Raw genomic sequence first — 21925 nt, 5'->3', positions numbered from 1 at the left:
TTGTCTCGAACCTTTAAAATCAAAAATAAATAAATGGGGAACTGGCATGAATAAATCGCTGGAGCGATACTTGCTGTCCAGAAGACAGGTGCTAACTGGCATGGCCGGCATGGCCGCGACGGGAATGCTTGGCCGCAGGGCGATGGCCGCGCCATCGACAGCCATGGCGTTTATCGGCTGGCAATACCAGCCGCAGATCGTGGCAGAAAACGTCGAAACCTTTAAAAAGCTTTACGACGAAAATGTTGCCTATGAGCTCGTAACCGGGGATTACCATCCTGTTGTAGAGACCAAGCTGACCGGCGGCCAGCACATGGACATGCTCTATTCCGAAGAAAACTATATCGCGCGCTGGCATGCAGCTGAATGGATCCGCGATCTGGATTCGCTCCCCGACATGGCAGATATCAAGGCAGGTATGTTTCCGGTGAGCGTCCAGTCGCTGTCACTGCCGAATGGCGGTCCAATGTGCGGTTTGCCCTATTATGCCGGATACAACACCTTTCTCTACAATGAAGAGCATTTGTCCAAGGCCAAGGCAGAGGTGCCCAAGACCTGGGACGAGGTGCTGGAGGTTAGCCGCAAGCTGAAGGCGGACGGCATCAGCGACGCGCCATTCCATGGCATGTGGCAACAGCAATGGTCGGATTTGTCATGGAACATCTTCGCCTGCTGGTATTCGGAAGGCGCTAAAGTCTTCGATGAAAATGGCGATTTCGTCGATGAGCCCGCCTTGCGAAAAGTTCTTGAGTTTTTCCAGGAGGTCTACAAGGAAAAGCTCGTTGTGGAAGACATCATGACTTTGCCGGGCGAAGGCGTTCCCAGTTACGCCTCCGGTCGCCATACTTTCATGGTCGTGCATGACTACAACCACAAGGTCGTTAACGATCCGGCTGTTTCCAAGATTGCGGGTAAGGTTCGCAATGCAATGATGCCCGGCGCGACACAATCGACCATGGCATGGACGGCGGCCTATCTGATGGGCGCACAACCCGTAGACGAACAGCGTGTTTGGAACCTGTTGCAGTTTTTTGGCGGCAAGGCATCCGACGGCCAGTATCACGTCATCAAGCGGTGGGCGCTCGAATTCGGTCTGGGATCCGCTTATCGCGAGGTCATGGCCGATCCGGAAATCGTTGAGAGTTTCTCCAAGTGGCGCGACCTTGATATATCCGCCAAGCAGCTCGGCATGGCGACGTCACGCGCTATCGGTAAGGCGATCTGGTTCCCGGAATGGGATATGTTCATGATGCAGCAGTTGCAGGAATATATCCGCTCGGGTAGTTCGACTGATGCTTTGGTCACAGCGCTCGCCGCAAAGGCCTCGGAACTCAAGACACAGTATCAGTAAGGGCGTTGGCCGGTAGTGTTCCGGCCTCCTCCGTCCATCCCTTTCCGTTTCCCAGTCAGGCGCAATTGCCGTGTTCCGGCTCTTCAGCGTGACGAAGAATGTGAGGTCGCGATGACACTTACGATAGACAGCCACTCTTCGCGAATGCTGACAAAAAACCGGCGCCCTCGGCTTCCGGCATTCGCTTATCTTTCTATCACGCCAACACTTGTCCTGATGATCCTCATCGTCGGGATTCCGCTTATCTATAGCTTTTATCTCTCCTTCGTGAGCGTGAACCCCATTACGAAAAAGTGGGTATTCGTTGGCCTTGGAAATTACACACGCATCTTTTCCAACGGCGATTTCTGGGCCTCCCTGGGCCGAACGCTTTATTTTTCCCTATTGTCCGTCGCTGGCACCACGATTGTCGGAACTACCATGGCGTTGGTTCTGAACAGGCATTTTACGGGCCGGGGCTTCTTGCGCAGCGTTGTTCTTATTCCCTGGGCCATGGCGCCAGTGACGATCGGCGTTTTGTGGTCGTTCGTCTATGCGGGCAATTTCGGCCTGTTGAACGGTCTGCTCAATGATGTCGGCTTGGGACATCTGGCACGTCCATGGTTCGGCGACGGCTTTCGTGCGCTCAATCTTGTCACTTTGACACAGATATGGAACCAGGCACCGCTCATGACGCTCATGCTGCTTTCGAGCCTGCAATCGATGCCATCCAACCTGCATCGGGCTGCGGAGCTGGACGGGGCAGGTCCGTTGACACGGTTTTTCGCAATCACCTTGCCATGGCTAAAATCCACATTGCTGTTCGCAATGATTGTAGCCACCATCAATGCCCTGATGACCTTCGATATCATCTGGATTATGACGCGTGGCGGTCCTGGTGCCGCAACGACAACCTTGTCCTGGCTTGGCTATCTCCAGTCCTTCCAATTTTTGAAATTCGGAGAAGGCGCGGCACTTCTTTACCTGCTGATGATGCTGAGCCTCTTGCTGGCACTCGTCTATTTCGCCTTCCTCTCCCCGAAGAAGCAGAAACCGTCATCGTCGGAAGCCGTGACCAGCGCCTTGTCATCGGCGCCGCGCGCCAAAGCCTCCATGGTCACACTGCCTGCCTTCACGCGACGTCGTTTCGTGAAGCCGGAAACAGCAAAACGGCTTGGCACTATCGGGTTTTATGCCTGCGTTTTCCTGGTGTTCATCTGGTCCTTCCTCCCTGTCGCCATGTTGATCTTGATGAGCCTGTCGCCAACCACAGATCTGATCCGCACACCGCCGTCCATGATACCTTCGTCGCTGACCCTTGATAACTACAAAGCGGTCCTGATGCCAAGCGGCGGAACAACAAGTGTTCAGGCCGCGCGCGTACCCTTATCACTGCTCAACAGTTTTGGCATTGGTGTGATCGTCTCGGCTATCAATGTCGCACTCGGGACGCTGGCGGGCTATGGCTTTGCGCGATACGCGTCGCACCGCTTCTTCTCCGTCAGTCTATGGGCACTCCTGATAACACGTATGGTTCCTGCACTGACGTTGGTGCTGCCATTCTTCGTTCTCTTCCGTGTGCTGGGTCTCATCGACACACATCTCGGACTGGTGATCGCCTATTCGACTATTCTGATGCCGCTTGCGGCGTGGATGATGAAAACCAGTTTCGAAAATGTACCCGTCAGCTTGGAGCGGGCGGCACAAATCGACGGATGCACGCCCTTTGCGATGTTTTACAAAGTGCTGATGCCAGTCGTGAAGCCCGGCATTATTGCGGCATTGATCTTCTGCTTTCTGGTGTCCTGGAATGAGTTTCTCTTCGCGATGATCCTGACATCCACGCCAAAAACGCAGACCATACCTGTGGTTATTGCCGGTTTTCTCAGCCAGGCGCGCTTCAATGAATATGGACCGCTCTTCGCGGCAAGCGTGCTGGCGATCATTCCTCCGGTGGCAATCGCCTTCTTCTTCCAGAAATACCTCGTTCAGGGTGCGCTTTCAGGCGCGGTCAAAGGCTGAAAGGAAACTCTCATGGCATCAATTCAGATCGCAGGCCTGAACAAGCAATATGGCGCATTGCACATTTTGAAGAACCTCGATCTTTCGATCAACGACAGCGAGTTCATCTCGTTTCTGGGGCCGTCGGGTTGTGGAAAGTCGACACTGCTATTCTGCATCGCCGGTTTGGAGGAAATAAGCGACGGATCGATCCGCTTCGACGATCAGGAAATGTCGGATCGCTTACCAAGAGACCGCAATATCGCACTCGTTTTCCAGGATTATGCGCTCTATCCGCATATGACTGTTCGCGACAATATTGCATTTCCGTTGCGCCGGCAGAAAGTCGATGAAGCGACCATCACGCGCCAGATTAGCTGGGCCAGCGAGGTTCTTGGCATCGAAGCTTTGCTCGAACGTCTTCCAGCCGCTCTTTCCGGCGGTCAAAGGCAGCGTGTCGCAGTGGGCCGTGCCATCGTGCGCAATCCCTCTGTTCTCCTGATGGATGAGCCTTTGTCCAATCTGGACGCGTCCTTGCGTGTGAGGATGCGGACAGAAATCCGGCGTCTGCAAAAGGAGCTTGGGATCACCGTCATCTTTGTGACACACGATCAGGAAGAAGCCATGGTGCTGTCTGACCGCATCGCGGTCATGAAGGACGGCGTGTTGCAACAGTTTGCGCCACCAATGGAGGTTTATTCCAGCCCGGCAAACCAGTTTGTAGCCGGTTTCATTGGCAGCCCGCAGATGAATTTTCTCCCTGCGGAGATGTGTGGCGGATCGCCGGGACAAATTGTCGGCGTGCGCCCTCATGACCTCAAGCCCGTTCAAAGGGCATCCGGCGGCCTCAATCTGGCTGGCGATCTGGTTCTCGTGGAACCAGCAGGCCCCTACCAATTTCTCGATGTAGCGATAGGGGATCAGGTGGTCCGCGCCACCTGTGCCGACGCAAGCGGCTTGTTCCCCGGATCGAGACTTATCCTCAACGCGAACGCGGAGGCAGTGCGTTACTTCTCAAGTGACAGCGGCGCTCGCATCAATCAGCAATTCAAGGAACCGGAAAGCAGAATTCATGTCATATGATCTGGTATTGAAGAACGGTCGGGTAATCGATCCCTCACAGACTATAGACCGTGTTACGGACGTTGCCTTCAAGGATGGTAAAGTGGCTGCGATCGGGGAGGGGCTGACCGGAACGCAAGTGCGTGACGTCAAGGGACTTATTGTTACGCCCGGACTGATCGATCTCCATACACACGTCTATTGGGGCGGAACATCGCTCGGTGTCGATCCTGATCTGTTCGCCCGTATGAGCGCGGTGTCAACCTGCGTCGATACCGGCAGTGCCGGGCCGGGTAATTTCCCGGGTTTCCGCAAACATGTCATCGAGCGCAGCACGGCGCGCATCCTGGTTTATCTCCATATTTCCTTTGCGGGCATTTATGGCTTCTCCAAGAACATCATGCTGGGGGAAAGCCATGACATCCGTCTTCTGGCCGCGCGCGAGGCTGTCGAGGTTATCAACGCAAACCGCGACGTCATCATCGGCGTGAAGGTCCGTATCGGACGTCACGCTTCCGGGCCCGCCGGTATTCAGCCGCTCGATGTGGCGCTTCAGGTCGCCGATGAAACAGGCCTTCCGCTGATGGCGCATATTGACGAGCCGCCGCCCTCTTATGAGGCTGTCGTTTCGCGCTTGCGCAAGGGCGATGTGCTCACGCATTGCTTCCGTCCTTTCCCGAACGCGCCCATTGACGGCAAGGGCAACATCAAGCCGGAAGTGTTGGCTGCGCGGGAAAGGGGCGTCATCTTCGATATCGGCCACGGCATGGGTTCCTTCTCATGGAAAACCGCGCGCGCCATGATGGGGCGTGGCTTCATGCCGGATACGATTTCGTCAGACGTGCACGCTTTGTGCATTACCGGACCGGCTTACGATCAGGTAACGACTCTGTCCAAGTTCCTGGCTCTCGGCATGCCGATCAACGATGTCATCGCCGCATCCACGATCAATCCGGCCTTTGCCGTTCAGCGACCGGAACTGGGCACGCTGAAACCCGGTGCCGTGGGCGATGCAAGTATTCTGGACCTGCGCGACGGATCATTCCCGCTTGAGGACGTGCGTGGAGAAGTGGTGACGGCGTCACAACGTCTGTTCGCTGCCGGTCTCGTTATCGGTGGTCGGGAAGTCGATCTGGACGACCAGTCTTTCGCGAATGCAGCAGAGTGAATGGGAGAAACGATTATGGATGGTGGTTATACATCTGCCAAAATTGGTAATTTCATCGCGGGTGGTTGGGAAACCGAACCCGATACAATGCCCGCGATCAATCCGGCTACGGGCAAGATCATTGCCCAATTGCCAAAATCGACGGCTTCAACTGTCGACAGGGCAGTAGCCGCAGCCAAGAACGCAGCTTCCTCATGGGCTGCAACGCCCACCTTCGAACGCGCTGCTCTTTGCGTGAAAATAGGATCGGCTATTGATGCGTCCCGCGAAAAGCTCGCCCGTATCTTGTCTGGAGAACAGGGCAAGCCGCTTGCCGAGGCTATGGGTGAAGTTGGCAAGGCCGCCGATGGCTTCCGTCTCGCTTCCGAGCTGGTCAAGCAGATGGGTGGAGAGACACTGCCGACCGAAGACCCGACAAAACTGGCTATGACAATCCGTCAGCCACGCGGCGTTTATGGTGTGATCACGCCGTGGAATTTTCCGGTCAATATTCCGGTTGAGTATCTAGCGCCGGGTATTGCCACAGGCAATTGCATTGTCTGGGTTCCAGCACCTTCGACGTCGCTGATTGCCTGCGCGCTCATGGACGTTGTCGAACAGGCGGGACTTCCCGATGGCGTCATCAATCTGGTGATCGGCGAAGGCGCTACGGTGGGCGATGCTGTCGTCGTGCACCCGGATGTTGCGGCAATCGGCTTTACCGGAAGTGCTGCAACAGGAAAACGCATTGCCGAGCGTGGCGCAGGCAAGCCCCTGCTGCTCGAACTTGGCGGCAACGGTCCGGTCATAGTCTTCGAGGATGCCGATATCGAGGCTGCCGCCGCTTCAGCCGCTGGCGGCGCATTCTTCAATGCAGGGCAGGTTTGTGCCGCAACCGGGCGCGTGCTGGTTCATGAAACAATAGCCGATGCGCTTTGCCAAAAGCTTGTCCAACATGCCGAACGTCATGTGCTGGGCGATCCTTTCCAGCAAGGAACCACGATGGGGCCGCTGAACAATGCCAAGGTCGCGGTCAAGGTGAAGGAGCATGTCGAGGACGCCATCGCGAACGGCGCGACGCTGCTTTGCGGCGGCAAGGATAGGCCCGATTTGGGCAGTGATCTCTTTTTCGAACCAACCGTACTTTCGGGTGTAACGCGTGAGATGCGGATCAACCGGGAGGAAACATTCGGACCTGTCGTGCCCGTGCTGACATTCCGGGATGACAGCGAGGCTTTGTCCCTTGCTCTCGACAGCGAATACGGCCTGTCAATCGGTGTTTTCACCAGGGATATGCAGCGGGGTCTGTCCGTCGCCAAGGCTATTCCGGCCGGCATTGTGAATATCAACTCCGGCAGTACCTATTGGGAAATCCATCTGCCTTTTGGCGGTGGTACGAACACCAAGAGCGGTATCGGGCGCCTTGGTGGGCTGCATACGATGGAGGCCATGACGGAACTCAAGATGATTACGATCACTCTGGATCGCAGGTAGGAGCGATAGGATGGAATCTGTATCGAGAAAGGACGAACGGCTGGTCAATTTCGCGCTGTCTTCGGACGAAGAGGCAAGAATGATTGCGGCGCTTGTTGATGAACTCATACCGGGCGATGCAATCTGGCCGTCGGCTTCTGCGGCAGGCGTCCACGGGATTATTGCTCTGCGGTTGTTTTCATCATGGGACACTACAGCTCTTGAAAAATTTGCCGATTTGATTGGCTGGCTCAATGGCAGCCTATCGAGCGACGAACCAATGCAGCGGACTGAAGCGGTTGCTGCGTTCGAAGTTCGTGATCCCGATCTTTTTGACAAAATTTACATCGCAACCGTGCTTGCCTATTACGAGACGCCGTTCGTCGTATCGGTTATCCAGCAAAGCGGTAGACCTTATTCCATCCGGCCTCATCTATCTGGCTATCCGATGGAGCCGTTTGACTTCAGCAAGGATATCCCCACTCACAATCGCGGTCATTATCTCGCGACGGACGCTGTCGTGCCCGTCGATATTTCCGAACTGGCGCTTGAAACGCAGAAAACTGAAAACTGGGGAGTTGCACGATGACCGCGGATCGGACTTGCGACGTTTTGATTATAGGTGCCGGTGCAACCGGTTCTCTCGCGGCACTGGTACTGGCACAGGCCGGACTTGATGTGGTTTGCCTTGAACAAGGCTCCTGGGTTGAGGCTAAAGATCACCCGCATCTTCATTCGGATTGGTCCTGGCAGCGGCGCACTAATTGGAGCCCGGATGTCAATAAGAGGTCCCATCCGGACGATTTTCCGGTCAACTCGGATTCCTCGCAAATACTGATGTGGAACGGAGTTGGTGGATCGACGAATGTGTATGGCGCCATCTGGCCACGATACCGTCCATCCGATTTTCGAAAAGGGACGGAACATGGGTTACAACCCGATTGGCCGATTTCCTATGAAGACCTGGCGCCCTTCTACGAAGCGGCCGATAAATTGGTTGGTGTCTCCGGGTTGGCGGGTGATCCGGCCATGCCTGAGCGGGAGCCCTGTCCAACCCGTCCCATGCCGGTGTCGAAAGTGGCCAAACGACTCTCTTCCGGTTTCGACAACCTCGATTGGCATTGGTGGCCCGTAGAAGCAGGAGCCATCACCGAGGATTATGACGGGCGTCCAGCCTGTAACAATTGTGGTGTCTGCAACGGGTGTCCGCGCGGCTCAATGAGCAAATATTCCATGTCGATCTGGCCCAAGGCACTTGATGCCGGCTGCGAGTTGCGTATCCACGCGCGCGTGCTGCGGATTGAAAAAGATAGCGATGGACGCGCGACCGGCGCGCTTTATGTCGACCGCAATTCCGGTTTGAAGCGATTCCAAAAGGCTCGCTTGGTTATCGTTGCCGCCAATGGAATCGGAACGCCGCGTCTTCTGCTTGCTTCCGACAATCTGGCGAACAGCAACGATCAGGTTGGCCGTTATCTCTTACACCATACGCTTGTCGCTTGTGAAATGTGGGTGAATGAGCCGGTTGATGGCCAGACTGGCTATGTCGCGTCGCTGATTTCACGCCAGTTTGCGGAAACCGATCCGTCACGTGGTTTCGTTAATGGCTTCAATTTCAACTGTATCACGTCTTCGCCATCCGCGGGAGAACTGGCTGCAGGCTGGTTTACTTCTGCGCGAGCTCCTTGGGGTAAAAACCATCACAGTTGGTTCCAGAAGCATTTTGGTCATTCGATCGGGGTTTTTGCCATCGGTGACGATCTGCCAAATCCCGAGAACCGGGTGACACTCGATCCTGAATTGACCGATTCCGATGGAGTGCCAGCCGCCCGCACCCATTATGCACCGGGCGAAAATGACAAGCGCATGATGAACTATATGCTTGATCGCCTGGAAGATCTGGCAAAGGCATGTGGTGCGTTTGAGTATCGCTTGCATGATTATCGTGACAAGAATGGCGTCTATCGGACACCTGCCTGGCATATGATCGGCACATGTCGCATGGGAAGCGATCCCGAAACGTCGGTTGTTAATAAATGGAACCAGACCTGGGAAGTCCCAAATCTGTTCATCGTTGACGGAAGCGTGCTGGCAACCGGTGGTGTCGTCAATCCCACGCCGACGATATCGGCCTTGGCGCTGCGGGCCGCTGAATATATCAGGGATAATTTCGCGACCCTTACCACGACGGAAAAAACATCCATCGCGGCATGAAACCCTTACCCTGCCGACAACGATCTGTCGGCAGGGTAGCAAACAGCCGATTTCTGCCAGAGGATTTGAGAATGCTACAGGTTCCGCCGGCTCAGCCGGGAATGAGAGAGGCGGATATCGATACGCCCGCGCTGATCATCGATCTCGACAAGATGGAAGACAATCTGGATCGTATGGCAACCTATTGCGCGTCGTCAGGTATTCGATTGAGGGCGCATGCAAAAACACACAAGTCACCGGTCATTGCGCACTGGCAAATGGCGCGCAGCGCTGTCGGTCAATGCGTTCAGAAAACCGGTGAAGCGGAAGTGCTCGCATGGGGCGGTGTTTCCGACATTCTGGTGTCGAACGAGGTCGTAAGCGAACGTAAGCTTGCGCGCCTGCTGGCTTTATCTGGCATGAGCGATGTTGCGGTTTGCGCCGACAATGGATCAGTCGTCAATTTGGTCGAGAAAGTTGCGGCTGACAGCGGCAAACGTTTCAGGGTTCTGGTTGAGATCAATGTCGGCGGAATGCGCTGCGGAATTGCTCCGGGCGAACCGGCGGCGGAGCTTGCCGCGGCAATCGCGAACAGCAAACATCTCATATTCGGTGGACTGCAGTCCTATCATGGCGCAGCTCAGCATTTGCGCAGCGAAGAAGAGCGCTTTGAGGCCATAAGACAGGCGGTTGAGAAGACCGAAGCGACGATCACGGCAATACGAAAGCGCGGACTTTCATGCGACATCGTCGGGGGTGGCGGTACCGGCACCTTCCGATATGAGGCGGCAAGCCAAGTCTATACAGAATTACAGGCTGGCTCCTATCTGTTCATGGATGCCGACTACAGCCGCAACGATCCCATGCCGCCTTTCAGCCAGTCGCTTTTTGTCTTGAGTACCGTCATGAGCGCTCCGCGTCCAGATCTGGCTGTGCTGGATTGCGGCCATAAGGGCATTGCGGTCGATAGCGGCCTGCCGCTGGTTTACGGTCACCGCAACGTCACCTATGCCGGTGCATCCGATGAACACGGTGCACTCATAGTTCATGCGGATGGAGAGCGACTGCAGATCGGCGAAAAGCTTCGTTTGGTGCCGGGACATTGCGATCCGACAGTGGATCGTTACGATTGGTATGTCGGTGTACGAAAAGGGCGCGTCGAATGCGTGTTCCCAGTCGCCGCGCGGGGAATGATGCAATGAATATTGAACGTAGCAGTCTGGCTAACCAAAACCGGCTCGCATCGATCGCGTTGCAGTGCACGCAATGTGCAGCAAGAGTGGCGGCCTCGCTCGTTTATCGCTGCGATAAGTGCGAAGGCATTCTAGAAGTTCAGCACCTCGACGAAAAAAGCGGTTATTGGGCAACAAGTGATTTCGTGGATGAGGAGGTAACGCTGGGTGAGGGAAACACGCCTCTGCGTCGTGTTCCGGAGACATTGCTGCACGAAGCCTTTTGTGGAAGGCTCTATATCAAGGATGAAACCGGCAATCCATCCGGCTCATTCAAAGATAGACTAGTCGCCGCAGCGATTAGCAAGGCGATGTCATTTGGTGCCCGCGGCATCGTTTGCGCCTCCAGCGGCAATGCGGGTGCAGCGGCGGCCCGTTATGCCGCGCACCTGGGATTGCCCGCAGTCATTGTCCGTCCTGAACTGACACCGGAGGGAAAACTCACGCAGATAATGGCCTATGGTGCTCGTCTGGAAAAAATTTCCGGACATTATGGCAATTCTTTCACCCACGCTTTGGATATCTGTCGCAAGACGGGCTTTGTCAATGTCACGACCACTTATCTCAATCCCTATGGTGTTGATGCACTGCGTCTGGTGGGGCAGGAGATATGTAACGCACTGGGTGACAATATACCGGATTGGGTCAGCGTACCAACCAGTTCCGGGCCGTTGGTGAAAGGAGTTTTTACCGGGTTTAAGGATGCAGCCGGACGCCTGCCCAGGCTTGTTGCTGCGCAGGCATTGGGCTGTGCGCCAATTGCGCGTGCCTTTGCAGCGGGTGAAATGAATGTCGAGCCTTGGGAACAACCGAAAACTGTCGCGTCGGGGATATCCGATCCATTGCAATTCTACCCTCAGGAAGGAAGTCATACGCTTTCGCTTGTTCGCGCGACTGGTGGGATGGCAATAGGTGTTGAGGACGAATTTATCCTTGAAGCGATGAAAGATCTCGCGCGAACAACCGGAATATTCTGCGAGCCAACTGGGGCAACTTCGCTTGCTGCGGTGCGCAGACTATTTGCCCAAGGGCATATCGCGCGCGATGCGGTTGTCGTTTGCATCGTAACCGGTCATGGCTTCAAGGACTTTGCAGCATGGAAATTTTGATAGAGTTTTCAAGGTAACATCAAGTCCAACGTGACATCACCCTGCCATGTAATCGCGTGAGAATTACGCGCAGCGCCGGCCCAGCTTCAACAGAGATGGACCGGCACCCGATGCTGCTTAGTAATCGGTGATCTTTTTCATGTAGCGGCGACCATCCAGCATGACCTGCTCACGCTTCGCCGCCAGTTTGTAGGCAAACTTCCAAAGCGCATCGAAGAAAATCAACGGCACGAAATATTCCTTGAAAGTGTCATCTATGTCAGCGAGATCGAGTTTCGCTGCATCCAGCACCAACATATTGTCCGGCTCGCCGAAACGGTACAGGAAATCCCGGCCACGCTCCGCCAGCGCACGCGTTTCATCGAGCCCAATCATGACGACGAAGCAGGCATTTTTATCGACGACTTCGAATGGGCCATGGAAGAACTCATTGGCATGGATAGCTTGCGAGTTGATCCACAGCATTTCCATGAGCACGCAGATGGAGAATGAATAGGCTGCGCCATAAACCGGACCGCTAGCCATGGTGTACACGACTTTTTCGCGGCCATAGCGCTCTGCATATCTGGTAAAGGTTTCATCAAAATGCTGCTGACCGCGTTCAATGGCCGGTTGCAGTGCCGGCAGGCTTTCCAGCAGCTTGGGCAGCAGGCTGGTCTTGTCCCGTAAATCGACAATGCCCGCCAGCAACATGTAAAGCACGCTGTAATTGCTGTCGGCGCCATCGATCGGAATGCCGGTGGTGTAGGATGCCTGGTATTGCAGCACGTGGTCGGCGGCGGCGGCGAGCGGCGATTGCGGATCCAGCGTCAGGGAGATCACGCTGGCGCCCCGGCGACGGGCATGTTCTGCCGCACGCACCGTTTCCTTGGTGGTGCCCGTCTGGGAGCACAGAATGACAATGGCGTCGCTGTTGAGGCGACGCGGGTCGCGTGTGACGAACTCGTCGCCATTATAGACATCAGAGGTCAGCAGTTCCGAATGGCGATCCAGAAAATACTTGCCCGGATGCATGATTGACAGCGATCCGCCGCAGGCAACCAGAAACACATGCGAAAAATCCCGCTGCGCAAGCGCATTCAAGGTTTCAGCAATATCGGTAGGAAGTTGTTTGGGCATTCTATTCCTCTTTTCAGCGTCTTGAAGAGCCTGGCTGCGCCGATCGGCGGCCGTTCCGGTCCAGTGCAACATTTCCCGGTACCAATCCCGCGATACGTTGACAGTTCTACTTTAGTGTGCGAACGTTCTCACATCTTGTCAATTGGGAAAATAAGAATGATCAAAATCGCGGCGATGGGCGATAATGTCGTCGATTGTTACATTTCGCGTCGGGAAATGTTTCCGGGCGGTAACTGTGTCAATGTCGCTATCCATATGAGCCGTTTTGGGGCCGAGGCGGCCTATATCGGCGTAGTTGCCGCAGATGCGGCCGGAAGGGTCATTCAGGCCGCACTGCGCGACGAGGACGTCGATACTTCGCATCTGCGCATGGAGGCCACAGGCAAGACGGCCTATTGCATCATTGGTCATCGCGGTAACAATGATCGCTATTTCATCCGCTTTGATCTCGGAGTGTCGATGTTTGAGCCGAGCGCCGCCGATATTCAGTTTGCGCGCCGGTTCGATGCCGTCCATATCGGTCAGTCGAGCGGCCTTGACGGCTGGCTGGATGCCATTGCGCCGCAACGTCTATCCTATGATTTCTCCACCCGTCGCGACGTGGAACACTATCGACGCATCGGCCCGAAATGCTTTCTGGCCGCTGTTTCGGGCGGTGAGCTTTCGCCGGACGAGGTTACGGCGACCATTGCCTGCCTGCGCGAGAGCGGCGCGGATTGGGTGCTGATCACCCGCGGCACCAAGGGCGCAGTTCTTGCCGGTGCGCAAGGGGTTTTCCATGCCGAAGCAACGCCGATTGTGGCGGTTGACACTTTAGGCGCTGGTGACAGTTTCATCGCCCGCACCCTTTATGGCCTGGTGAAAGGCGAGGCGCCCGCAACATTGCTACAGGCGGCGTCACGCGTTGCTGCGGCGACATGTGGCCAATATGGTGGTACAGGTCATGCCGCGCCGATTGATCTCGGCGAGCCTATAGCCGAGTTGCAGGATTGAGCTCGCTGCGCGTGTCTTTTAGAGGTTAAGACCGGCTAGATCAACCGGGATGGCGGGCGAGCGAACAGCGGGGCTGCCATTCGGCATGCAGCACGATATCCTGCTGCGCCCGATCGGCGCTATCGAGCCGCTCCAGGACCAGACGAGCCGCGGCTTCGCCAACCTCGAGCAGTGGCTGCCGGATTGCCGTCAGTTTAGGGGTAAAGAACGACATCCAGTCCAGATCGTCGAAGCAGACCACGGACAGTTGCTGCGGAATGGAAATATCGAGTTCGCTGATTGCCAGCATGGCGCCGGCTGACATCAATCCATCGGTGGTAAACAGCGCTGAAGGCGGGGTTTCCCGGGTCAGCAACGCGATGGCGTGCTGGCGGGCAATATCGATCGAATAGCTGCCCACCTGGGCAACGAGGCTCGGATCAAAGGCGATCCCGGCTTCCTCATGCGCTTCAATATAGCCGAGCAGACGCTGCCAGCTCGGATAAAGCGATGAAATATCGATTTTCTTGTGCTGGCGGTCGTGAAGAAATGCGTTGAGATTCTTGTAGCGGCCATGCTCGAGTTCCGCCAGTACGCCAATCCGACTATGGCCGTCGAGAATCATTTGGGTCACTGCGGCGTGGGCGGCCTGGCGGCCATTGACGGTCACCGAATCCGCCTTCAATCCCTTCACGCGGCGATCGATCTGAACCACCGGACAGCCGCTGGCAACGACATCGTGCAAGTGCTGCGCCTTGAGAATATCACAGGGCGCAATGATGATGCCGTCGGCCTGCTTTTCGCGCAGAAGATCCACTGCCTCCAGCTCACGATCAATCGATTCATCGCTGTTGGTGACGATCAGGCCAAAGCCGCGCGCACGAACCACATCGGAAATACCGCGCAGAATACTGGCGTAAAACGGGCTTTGCATGTCGCCCGCGACAACGCCTATGGTCTTGCTGCGCCCGGTGATAAGACTGCGTGCCAGCAGATTGGGGCGATAGCTCAGCATATCAGCGGATTTCTTCACCTTGTCGCGGATTTCTTCGCTGGTATAGCCATAGCCGCCCAATACACGTCCGGCGGTCGCGGTGCTGACGCCGGCCAGGCGCGCCACATCGGCAATGGTCGTCTTGTCGGCGCGTCGTTCACTCATGTCTGCGCGTTCCTTCCAAGCAGTTTCACGCTGCTCAATACCTGTACCGTTTCATAGGCGAAGATGGGCCTGATCTCAACTTTCAACTTGACGGATGCGATCAATCAATGGCTATATTGTGAGAACGTTCGCATATCATTATCAGCAACGCAAGTAGAAGACGAGCCTCGCACGGGGATAAAATTCCAATCAAAGGGGAGATAAATGACCAATCGTCGCAAAACCGCATCCCGGCGCATGATGGTAGCGCTGGCCGCGCTGGCCACGGCCGCCAGCGTCACCTCGCTGCATGCCGCACCGATCAAGGCACTACAGGACGCTGTGCCGGAGAATTACAGGAAGGGCGTCAAGATTGCTGCCTTCAATGACTGGCCACCGGACGAGTTTGTCGAAGACGGCGTCCTGAAAGGCTGGAGCATCGACATGGCCAAAGCCATGTCGGAACGCATTGGCGTGCCATTCGAATTTACCGCAACCAGTTTCGACGCCATCATTCCGGGCCTGGCCAGCAAGCGTTTTGACGCCGGATTTTCTTCCTTCGGTGTGACGCCGGAACGGCTTGATTCGCTTGATTTCATTCCTCAGCGCAAGGAAGGCACCGCCTATGCCTTCTTGAAAGGCAAGGACTTTTCCATCAAGTCGGAAAAAGATCTGTGCGGCCATAGCGTTGCAGTGATGACAGGTGCCTGGGACTACCAATATCTGAAGGAAAAGAGCGCGGAATTGTGCGAATCCGCCGGTGAGAAGCCGATTAACCTGCAGCAATTCACCACCCAGAACGCCGCCGAACTGGCTGTGTCCTCGGGGCGTGTTGAGATGGTGGCGGCCGGATCGGCAAAAATGCACTATATGGCCAAGATTACGGGGCGCTTCAGCGTATCTGAACTGGTCAGCAATCCGGTCTTCAACGGCATTGGCGTGCGCAAGGGTGATGCGCTTGGGCCAGTTTTCCGCGATGCCATCCAGTCCATGATCGATGACGGCTCCTACAAGGAAATCATGGCAAAGTGGGGCGTTGATGGCGCCGGCACCCTGGAAAAGGCGGTTCTGGTCACTAAGGACAATCCGGAGCCAAAATAGTCAGGGCCGATTGAAGGAGAACGCCCATCAGCGGGCGGCGGTGCGAATACAGCCGCGGTCCATGACGCAAGGGCCGGCCCGGAACACGGGCCGGCAGGTTTGGTGAGTTCGAATACGAATTTCGCTAAACATGATACGGTAGTCTGGAGTAAATCATGGCAAGAACAGCAAAGACGGTCGCGCACCGGCCGGATATACATAGTGTCAAACCGATACCCGTGCGCCATCCGTCTCGATGGATCACCGGCGCCGTGCTCATTCTGATCGCATTGAGTTTTGTCAATATGCTGGCGACCAATGAGAACCTGCAATGGAACATTGTTGTGCGCTACATGTTTCATCCCGACATTCTCGCTGGCTTGGCGCGTACGCTGTTCCTGACTTTTTCCGCAATGATCTTCGGTTTTGCAATCGGCATCATACTGGCCGTGATGCGCCTTTCGGCCAATCCGGTGCTGCAATGGGCAAGCTGGCTGTGGATATGGTTCTTTCGCGGCGTTCCGCCTTTGGTCCAGCTGATTTTCTGGTACAATCTGGCGCTTCTGGTTCCCAATCTGACCATTGGCATTCCGTTCGGGCCGACCTTGTGGTCCTGGGACATGAACACGCTGATCACGCCGATGAGTGCAGCACTGCTTGGCCTGTCCTTTACAGAAAGCGCCTATGCCGCCGAAACCATCCGCGCTGGCATCCAGGCGATCAATCCGGGCCAGACCGAGGCCGCCGCGACACTTGGCATGACGCGGTTTCAGATCATGAAGCGCATCGTGCTGCCGCAGGCAATCCGTATTATCATTCCGCCGATCGGCAATGACACCATTTCAATGCTGAAATTCACGTCGCTGGTCAGCGTGCTTGCCTTGCCCGATCTGCTCTATTCGGCGCAAATGATTTATTCGCGCACATATCAGACCATTCCGCTGCTGATCGTGGCTACGATCTGGTATCTCATCCTGTCAACCGGCCTGACCATCATCGAACACCATATCGAGAAACGCCTGAAATCCCGGCAGATCACCCGTCCCGCGTCATTCCTGTCCAGACTGCTGCCCTTCAAATTTGCGCTTGGATATCAAAAATGAATGAAACGTCCGCGAGCTTGCCACTGCTGCAGGTGGAAAGACTGACCAAATCTTTTGGCAATCACCGGGTGCTCGACGGCATCGACATGACGGTGGAAAAGGGGGACGTGACCTGCATTGTCGGCCCATCCGGCTCCGGCAAAAGCACATTGCTGCGCTGCCTGAACTATCTCGAAGTGCCGGATTCCGGTGCCGTGTTGCTGGAAGGCGAGCCGATCGGCATGCGTTGGCAGGGTGAGCGGCTTTATACGATGTCCTTCAACGAACTGGCACGCCAGCGCCAGAAAATGGGCATGGTGTTCCAGGGCTTCCATCTCTTCCCCCATAAGACCGTGGTGGAAAACATCATTGAGGCGCCCATGATCGTACGCAAGATAGGTCGCCAGTCGGCCACCACTGCGGCGATGAAGCTTCTGGAAAAAGTCGGCCTTACCGAGCGCGCCAATTATTATCCCGACCAGCTCTCCGGTGGGCAGCAGCAACGCGTGGCGATCGCCCGTTCATTGGCGATGCAGCCTCGGCTGATGCTTTTTGATGAACCCACATCAGCTCTTGATCCGGAACTGGTCGGGGAGGTTCTGGCGGTGATGCGCCAGTTGGCCAAAGATGGCGTGACCATGATTGTCGTCACGCATGAAATGAACTTCGCTCGCGAAGTCGCCGACCATCTGATTTTCATGGATGGCGGCGTGATTGTTGAATCCGGCCCGCCTAAAAAGGTGATGGGCAATCCACAACATCCGCGTACCAAAAGTTTTCTGACGCGCGTGGCCTGACAGGAACGAATGATGATAACTCTCAATGCACATCAAACCGATGCTGCGCTCGATTATCCGGGATTGATCGAAGCCTTGCGTCAAGCGCACGCGAGCGGCAAACGACCGCAATGCGACACTACCGTACTGCAGGACCGGCAAAGTGCTGACAACCAGTTCGTATCCCTGGTAGCGTGGCTCGAAGGCGAGGCCGTTGCCGTCAAGCTGGTCGGCGTTTTCCCTGCGAATGTCAAACTTCCCGTGGCCCAACCTTCGATCCAGGGCACGGTAACGCTGTTCAGCGGTCAGACCGGCGAAGCACTGATGGTCTGCGACGGCGCCATTGAGACCTTCAAGAAGACGGCGGCAGATTCGGCACTTGGCGCCAGCCTGCTGGCGCGCAAGGACGCCCGTGCCTTGCTGGTGGTTGGTGCCGGGGGGCTAGCGCCCCATGTGGTGCAGGCTCATTGCGCCAGCCGACCGTCGATCAATCAAGTCTTTATCTGGAACCGCAACTTCGACAGGGCGGAAAAACTTGCCAGCCGAATTGACATTGCTGGCGTCAACATCGTTGCCGTGGAGGATCTCGATAACACAGTCTCGAAGGCGGACGTGATATCGTGTGTCACCATGTCGACCAGTCCGCTGGTTAAGGGAAAACTCCTCAAAGAGGGCGCTCATGTTGATCTGATCGGTGCCTATATGCCAGACATGCGTGAAGCCGATGATGACGTGTTCCGTCGCGCCGGACGGGTATTTGTCGATACGCGCCATTGCTGTGATGGTTCGGGTGAACTCGGAATTCCGCTCGCTACAGGACTTATCAACCATGAGCAAATCGAAGCTGATCTGATTGAGCTATGTCAGGGAAAACATCCAGGCCGCAGCGACGACCGCCAGATCACCGTCTACAAAAATGTTGGCGGCGGGCATCTCGATCTGTTTACCGCGCAATACCTGTACAGCACTCTTTAAGAGGGATGCCACGTTCAACAAGCACGGTATTGAACACCGGATGGCTGCGAAGACCCGTTGTTGACTGGCAATCTGGTTTATGAATGTTCCCGTATATGTCTCGCGTAACAATGCGCGATAATCCCGACTTGCATAAGGTATATCGAATTTTTGTTCGATTAGCCGATGATTTAGCGCCTTTCCGGCATAATTCAGTTCTCTAACGTTAATGGGTGACGATTATGCCAGGCTGATGCCAGCTGAAAAGCGTGCCCCGCCCGGAGCAATATATCTTCTCCAAATGGGGGCCCGATCAGTTGAATGTTGATTGGCATGCCATCGCTATGAGAGCCGCCGGGCATTGATAATACTGGGTGGCCCGACATCGTAAAGGGACAGGTGAAACGGTGAATGCCTGAAATCAGATCGTCCGTAAAGTTCTGCACCATGGAAAGTGTGGGTGCAGAAAACGCCATTGCTGGTGAAATCACAAGATCGACTTTTGCAAAAACTGCGTCGAACTCACTTCGGAAGATGTCACGACGGCTGATGACTTTCTGATAGTCTGTACCTTTAAGCGCGCGGCCTCGTGCCACCAGTTCACGCAAGGACTGACCTATGGCATAGGGCGCTTCGTCGAACACTTTGCCATGCACAAGTGCATTCTGGACCGCGCAGATATCGAACCAATCCCAGATGATCTGCGACGTATCTGGCACCTTTATTTCGACCAGTTTGGCGCCGAGCTCGCGCAACACATCTGCGGCGGTCTGGAGCGCCTGGATATGCTCCGCATCCGTCCCCAAGGATGAGAATGTCATGTCAAAGCCGATGCGCAGACCTTTGATGGAATCGGTGATCCCAGCAAGGTAGTTTGGTACAGGCTGTCGTGAAGAAGTAAGATCGGCAGGATCGTGACCTGAAATAACACCGAGGATAGCAGCTGCATCAACTACATTACGCGTGATCGGTCCGGCATGATCGAGCGATCCGGCTAGTTCATATATGCCAGCACGGCTCACACGCCCCCAACTTGGTTTCAGGCCGGTCACTCCATTCATGGCGGATGGGATCCTGATCGATCCGCCGGTTTCTGTGCTCAACCCGGCGTAGAACAAGCCTGATGCTACCCCACCGCACTTCCGCTGGAGGAAGCACCGCACCAACGGTCAGAGTTCCATGGGTTGACCGGGGTGCCATAAGGTTCGCGATGCTCCGCATAAGCGCCTTCGGTAAGATTGGTTTTGCCAAGGATAACTGCCCCGGCATCAATCAAGCGCCTGGTGACTGTAGAATTCGCAACCGCTCTGGCGTTGCGTCGCAGTGGCAATCCCGCCGTCGTGGGCGTAACCCGAAGATCATAGAGATCCTTGAGCGCGATTGGTACGCCGTGCATTAGGCCTTTGCGTCGACCGTTAGCAATATCCCGGTCAGCAGCGGCAGCCTGTCGGAGTGCAAGTTCCGGGGTCTCGGTTATGAAGGCCTTGAGATGTGAAAGCGCCTCACAACGGGCGATTTGGTGCTGTGTCACCTCAATAGAGGATATTTCGCCACGAGCAATCAAGTCACTCGTTTCGATAAGCCCCATATAGTGCATGTCATCCCTCGTCATGACTTATCTTCAGCGCTTGAGCATATAGCCTGCGGCTTCTCGGTCCCAGGCAGTTGATGTGATACCAGTCTGCCTGAGTAACGCTTTGCGAATCTTGCCATTTTCGGTCAGCGGCAGTTGGCTTACGATATCGATGAAGCGTGGAACAGCGAAATAGGCAAGTCTGCTACTGCAGAAATCCATGATATCGACCGGATCGATCCGGTTCCCGGGTTCCGGCAGGATCGCCGCCATCACCTCATCTTCTCCAAAGTCAGAAGGAACTGCATAGACGGCGCAAGACGAAATCGCTGGGTGTGACAGAAGCACCTGCTCTACCTCCCATGACGAGATATTCTCGCCGCGACGACGAATTGCGTCTTTCATCCGATCGATAAAACGATAGTTGCCATCAGGATCGCGGGCAACGCGATCTCCGGTGTGGAACCAGAGGTTGCGCCATGCCTCCACGGTCTTATCCTGCATGCCGAAATAGCCCGTTGCAAAGGCGAAAGGCTCATCGGCCCGAAGAAGAAGCTCACCTGGTTCGCCTTCGGGGACATCCACGTCATCTTCATCAACAATGCGCGCGTCAAAGCCCGGGCAGAGATAGCCCATAGTACCTGGCTTTGCCGGGGGAATGTCGCTAGAGAAAACAAAATTGGTTTCGGTTGAGCCATAGGCGTCAAGGAGCGGTACGCCGAACCGTTCTAAAAACGGTTTGTGAAACCGCTCAGGCACGCCGCCGCCGAGAGCCGTGAGCATTGAATGTTGGATATCAGAATCTTCGGGCGGGCGTGAGAGAAGTATAGCGGCCATGGCACCAAGAAAATAACCGATTGTGGCCTTGTGATGCTCCACTGCTTTCCAGTAGCCGGAGGCGGAGAATTTCGGCTCCAGCACATAGGTCGAACCCGTGAGTAACGCCTGCCAGAAACAATTGAGCGCATTGGTATGGAAAAGTGGCAGTGTTGTCAGCAGCACGTCGTCTTCGCGTATTCCCAAGCCGCGTGCGGTCCCCACGCCCCACCAAAAGAACTGGGCCTGTGGGCAGCAAACTCCCTTGGCCGGGCCAGTGGTGCCGGACGTATAAAGAATGGCACAGGTGTCCCCCGGTTTTACCGCATGTGGAGAGATTGGATCAGGGAACTCAGGCAGGGTGCGCGCGGGCTTTTCCCCCACCAACTCTACTGCGCCGCCAATCGTCCAGATTGTCTCCACGCCATCTAAGGCCTCGGAAAGGTCATCGAATACTGTGGCGAAAGCGGCCTCGACGACAAGCAATCGCGCGCGACAGTTTACGAGGACATGCTGCAACTGGCTCCCACGCGAGGCTGTGTTGATTGGCACCATGATCGCTCCGATCCAGGCGCAGCCTAGAAAGACTGCCAGGAATTCAGATCGGTTGGAACAGAAAATTGCCACCCGGTCGCCTGCAACGATACCGGCGGATACCAGTAGTGCGCCAGCGCGTCCGGCGATATCGTGGGCGTAATTGTAGGTCCAGACTGTGTTGCCGAATACAGCAAGCCGCCTGTCGCGGTAGCGTTCCGCCTGGTGGATCAAGATTTGCGGCAGGGTGCGCTGCTTCGGTCCGAACCGCTCCACAATTCCGTCGATGAATGGCTGAACGGCGATATCGCGCGCTGAGGCGTCCATTGAATTT

At 55.7% G+C, this 21925-nt stretch carries 19 protein-coding genes; 14 read left to right on the top strand and 5 right to left on the bottom strand.

What is annotated here, in order from left to right; translation table 11 throughout:
• The first annotated feature begins 46 nt into the window (after positions 1 to 46).
• The 9 genes from QBD01_RS07680 to QBD01_RS07640 all read left to right on the top strand — a co-directional run bounded on the left by QBD01_RS07680 (position 47) and on the right by QBD01_RS07640 (position 11547).
• On the top strand, positions 47 to 1351 hold the full coding sequence (locus tag QBD01_RS07680; RefSeq protein WP_280992315.1) for an ABC transporter substrate-binding protein: 1305 nt from the start codon (positions 47 to 49) through the stop codon (positions 1349 to 1351).
• Between the two features lie 420 nt (positions 1352 to 1771).
• Positions 1772 to 3352, top strand: coding sequence for an ABC transporter permease subunit (locus QBD01_RS07675; protein WP_392391335.1), 1581 nt, complete (start codon positions 1772 to 1774; stop codon positions 3350 to 3352).
• A 12-nt stretch (positions 3353 to 3364) separates the two neighbouring features.
• A complete protein-coding gene (locus QBD01_RS07670; RefSeq protein ID WP_280992313.1) occupies positions 3365 to 4414 on the top strand; it encodes an ABC transporter ATP-binding protein in 1050 nt (349 codons plus the stop codon).
• Positions 4404 to 5561 (top strand): amidohydrolase/deacetylase family metallohydrolase, encoded by a 1158-nt coding sequence (locus QBD01_RS07665; RefSeq protein WP_280992312.1) that lies wholly within the window; start codon positions 4404 to 4406, stop codon positions 5559 to 5561. The genes QBD01_RS07670 and QBD01_RS07665 overlap by 11 nt, the downstream gene beginning before the upstream one ends.
• The gene (locus tag QBD01_RS07660) at positions 5562 to 7034 is read left to right on the top strand and encodes an aldehyde dehydrogenase family protein (RefSeq protein ID WP_280992311.1); all 1473 of its coding nucleotides are present in this window, start codon (positions 5562 to 5564) and stop codon (positions 7032 to 7034) included.
• A gap of 79 nt (positions 7035 to 7113) precedes the next feature.
• Positions 7114 to 7602: a hypothetical protein gene (locus QBD01_RS07655; RefSeq protein ID WP_280992310.1), complete on the top strand. Its 489-nt coding sequence runs from the start codon at positions 7114 to 7116 to the stop codon at positions 7600 to 7602.
• On the top strand, positions 7599 to 9227 hold the full coding sequence (locus QBD01_RS07650; RefSeq protein WP_280992309.1) for a GMC family oxidoreductase: 1629 nt from the start codon (positions 7599 to 7601) through the stop codon (positions 9225 to 9227). The genes QBD01_RS07655 and QBD01_RS07650 overlap by 4 nt, the downstream gene beginning before the upstream one ends.
• A 71-nt stretch (positions 9228 to 9298) precedes the next feature.
• Entirely contained in the window at positions 9299 to 10408 is a 1110-nt protein-coding gene (locus tag QBD01_RS07645; protein WP_280992308.1) for a DSD1 family PLP-dependent enzyme, read from the top strand.
• Positions 10405 to 11547: a pyridoxal-phosphate dependent enzyme gene (locus QBD01_RS07640; RefSeq protein ID WP_280992307.1), complete on the top strand. Its 1143-nt coding sequence runs from the start codon at positions 10405 to 10407 to the stop codon at positions 11545 to 11547. Before QBD01_RS07645 ends, QBD01_RS07640 begins: the two co-directional genes overlap by 4 nt.
• Positions 11548 to 11664: 117 nt before the next feature.
• Here the strand turns inward: QBD01_RS07640 and QBD01_RS07635 are convergent, their stop codons facing one another.
• On the bottom strand, positions 11665 to 12666 hold the full coding sequence (locus tag QBD01_RS07635; RefSeq protein WP_280992306.1) for an SIS domain-containing protein: 1002 nt from the start codon (positions 12664 to 12666) through the stop codon (positions 11665 to 11667).
• Here QBD01_RS07635 and QBD01_RS07630 point away from each other — a divergent pair.
• Positions 12598 to 13659: a PfkB family carbohydrate kinase gene (locus QBD01_RS07630; protein WP_280992305.1), complete on the top strand. Its 1062-nt coding sequence runs from the start codon at positions 12598 to 12600 to the stop codon at positions 13657 to 13659. The two genes, QBD01_RS07635 and QBD01_RS07630, sit on opposite strands and share 69 nt — an antisense overlap.
• A gap of 40 nt (positions 13660 to 13699) precedes the next feature.
• Here QBD01_RS07630 and QBD01_RS07625 read toward each other — a convergent pair whose 3' ends face one another.
• Entirely contained in the window at positions 13700 to 14797 is a 1098-nt protein-coding gene (locus tag QBD01_RS07625; protein ID WP_280992304.1) for a LacI family DNA-binding transcriptional regulator, read from the bottom strand.
• A gap of 204 nt (positions 14798 to 15001) precedes the next feature.
• Between QBD01_RS07625 and QBD01_RS07620 the strand changes: the two genes are divergently transcribed.
• The 4 genes from QBD01_RS07620 (at position 15002) to QBD01_RS07605 (ending at position 18689) form a co-directional block, all read left to right on the top strand.
• Positions 15002 to 15877, top strand: a complete 876-nt coding sequence (locus tag QBD01_RS07620) for an ABC transporter substrate-binding protein (protein WP_280992303.1) — start codon at positions 15002 to 15004, stop codon at positions 15875 to 15877.
• A gap of 155 nt (positions 15878 to 16032) precedes the next feature.
• Complete coding sequence (locus tag QBD01_RS07615) at positions 16033 to 16959, top strand: amino acid ABC transporter permease (protein ID WP_280992302.1); 927 nt, start codon at positions 16033 to 16035, stop codon at positions 16957 to 16959.
• Complete coding sequence (locus QBD01_RS07610; RefSeq protein WP_280992301.1) at positions 16956 to 17735, top strand: amino acid ABC transporter ATP-binding protein; 780 nt, start codon at positions 16956 to 16958, stop codon at positions 17733 to 17735. Before QBD01_RS07615 ends, QBD01_RS07610 begins: the two co-directional genes overlap by 4 nt.
• 9 nt (positions 17736 to 17744) lie before the next feature.
• Positions 17745 to 18689, top strand: a complete 945-nt coding sequence (locus tag QBD01_RS07605; protein ID WP_280992300.1) for an ornithine cyclodeaminase — start codon at positions 17745 to 17747, stop codon at positions 18687 to 18689.
• Positions 18690 to 18880: 191 nt separating this feature from the next.
• On the opposite strand, the gene QBD01_RS07600 is transcribed toward QBD01_RS07605, so the two are convergent.
• From QBD01_RS07600 to QBD01_RS07590, 3 genes are read right to left on the bottom strand one after another with little or no spacing between them, the layout of a single operon-like run.
• Positions 18881 to 19831 (bottom strand): amidase, encoded by a 951-nt coding sequence (locus QBD01_RS07600; RefSeq protein ID WP_280992509.1) that lies wholly within the window; start codon positions 19829 to 19831, stop codon positions 18881 to 18883.
• Positions 19795 to 20280 carry an amidase gene (locus QBD01_RS07595; RefSeq protein ID WP_280992299.1) on the bottom strand — a complete coding sequence of 162 codons (486 nt, stop codon included), beginning with the start codon at positions 20278 to 20280 and terminating at the stop codon, positions 19795 to 19797. The genes QBD01_RS07600 and QBD01_RS07595 overlap by 37 nt, the downstream gene beginning before the upstream one ends.
• A gap of 9 nt (positions 20281 to 20289) precedes the next feature.
• On the bottom strand, positions 20290 to 21918 hold the full coding sequence (locus tag QBD01_RS07590; protein ID WP_280992508.1) for an ATP-dependent acyl-CoA ligase: 1629 nt from the start codon (positions 21916 to 21918) through the stop codon (positions 20290 to 20292).
• Between the last annotated feature and the right edge of the window lie 7 nt (positions 21919 to 21925).

It is taken from the genome of Ochrobactrum sp. 19YEA23 (genome assembly GCF_029909865.1).
Classification (GTDB): domain Bacteria; phylum Pseudomonadota; class Alphaproteobacteria; order Rhizobiales; family Rhizobiaceae; genus Brucella; species Brucella gambitense.
The sequence above is the reverse complement of the archived record's forward strand: the minus strand, read 5'-3'. Positions and strand labels throughout refer to the sequence as shown.

Bases quoted from the DNA above. Each gene is read 5' to 3' on its own strand.
- QBD01_RS07590 (WP_280992508.1), bottom strand. From the start codon at position 21,918: ATGGACGCCTCAGCGCGCGATATCGCCGTTCAGCCATTCATCGACGGA.
- QBD01_RS07625 (WP_280992304.1), bottom strand. From the start codon at position 14,797: ATGAGTGAACGACGCGCCGACAAGACGACCATTGCCGATGTGGCGCGC.
- QBD01_RS07655 (WP_280992310.1), top strand. From the start codon at position 7,114: ATGATTGCGGCGCTTGTTGATGAACTCATACCGGGCGATGCAATCTGG.
- QBD01_RS07650 (WP_280992309.1), top strand. From the start codon at position 7,599: ATGACCGCGGATCGGACTTGCGACGTTTTGATTATAGGTGCCGGTGCA.
- QBD01_RS07680 (WP_280992315.1), top strand. From the start codon at position 47: ATGAATAAATCGCTGGAGCGATACTTGCTGTCCAGAAGACAGGTGCTA.
- QBD01_RS07665 (WP_280992312.1), top strand. From the start codon at position 4,404: ATGTCATATGATCTGGTATTGAAGAACGGTCGGGTAATCGATCCCTCA.
- QBD01_RS07675 (WP_392391335.1), top strand. From the start codon at position 1,772: ATGGCGTTGGTTCTGAACAGGCATTTTACGGGCCGGGGCTTCTTGCGC.
- QBD01_RS07620 (WP_280992303.1), top strand. From the start codon at position 15,002: ATGACCAATCGTCGCAAAACCGCATCCCGGCGCATGATGGTAGCGCTG.
- QBD01_RS07640 (WP_280992307.1), top strand. From the start codon at position 10,405: ATGAATATTGAACGTAGCAGTCTGGCTAACCAAAACCGGCTCGCATCG.
- QBD01_RS07610 (WP_280992301.1), top strand. From the start codon at position 16,956: ATGAATGAAACGTCCGCGAGCTTGCCACTGCTGCAGGTGGAAAGACTG.
- QBD01_RS07635 (WP_280992306.1), bottom strand. From the start codon at position 12,666: ATGCCCAAACAACTTCCTACCGATATTGCTGAAACCTTGAATGCGCTT.
- QBD01_RS07645 (WP_280992308.1), top strand. From the start codon at position 9,299: ATGCTACAGGTTCCGCCGGCTCAGCCGGGAATGAGAGAGGCGGATATC.
- QBD01_RS07615 (WP_280992302.1), top strand. From the start codon at position 16,033: ATGGCAAGAACAGCAAAGACGGTCGCGCACCGGCCGGATATACATAGT.
- QBD01_RS07630 (WP_280992305.1), top strand. From the start codon at position 12,598: ATGCGAAAAATCCCGCTGCGCAAGCGCATTCAAGGTTTCAGCAATATC.
- QBD01_RS07670 (WP_280992313.1), top strand. From the start codon at position 3,365: ATGGCATCAATTCAGATCGCAGGCCTGAACAAGCAATATGGCGCATTG.
- QBD01_RS07595 (WP_280992299.1), bottom strand. From the start codon at position 20,280: ATGACGAGGGATGACATGCACTATATGGGGCTTATCGAAACGAGTGAC.
- QBD01_RS07660 (WP_280992311.1), top strand. From the start codon at position 5,562: ATGGGAGAAACGATTATGGATGGTGGTTATACATCTGCCAAAATTGGT.
- QBD01_RS07605 (WP_280992300.1), top strand. From the start codon at position 17,745: ATGATGATAACTCTCAATGCACATCAAACCGATGCTGCGCTCGATTAT.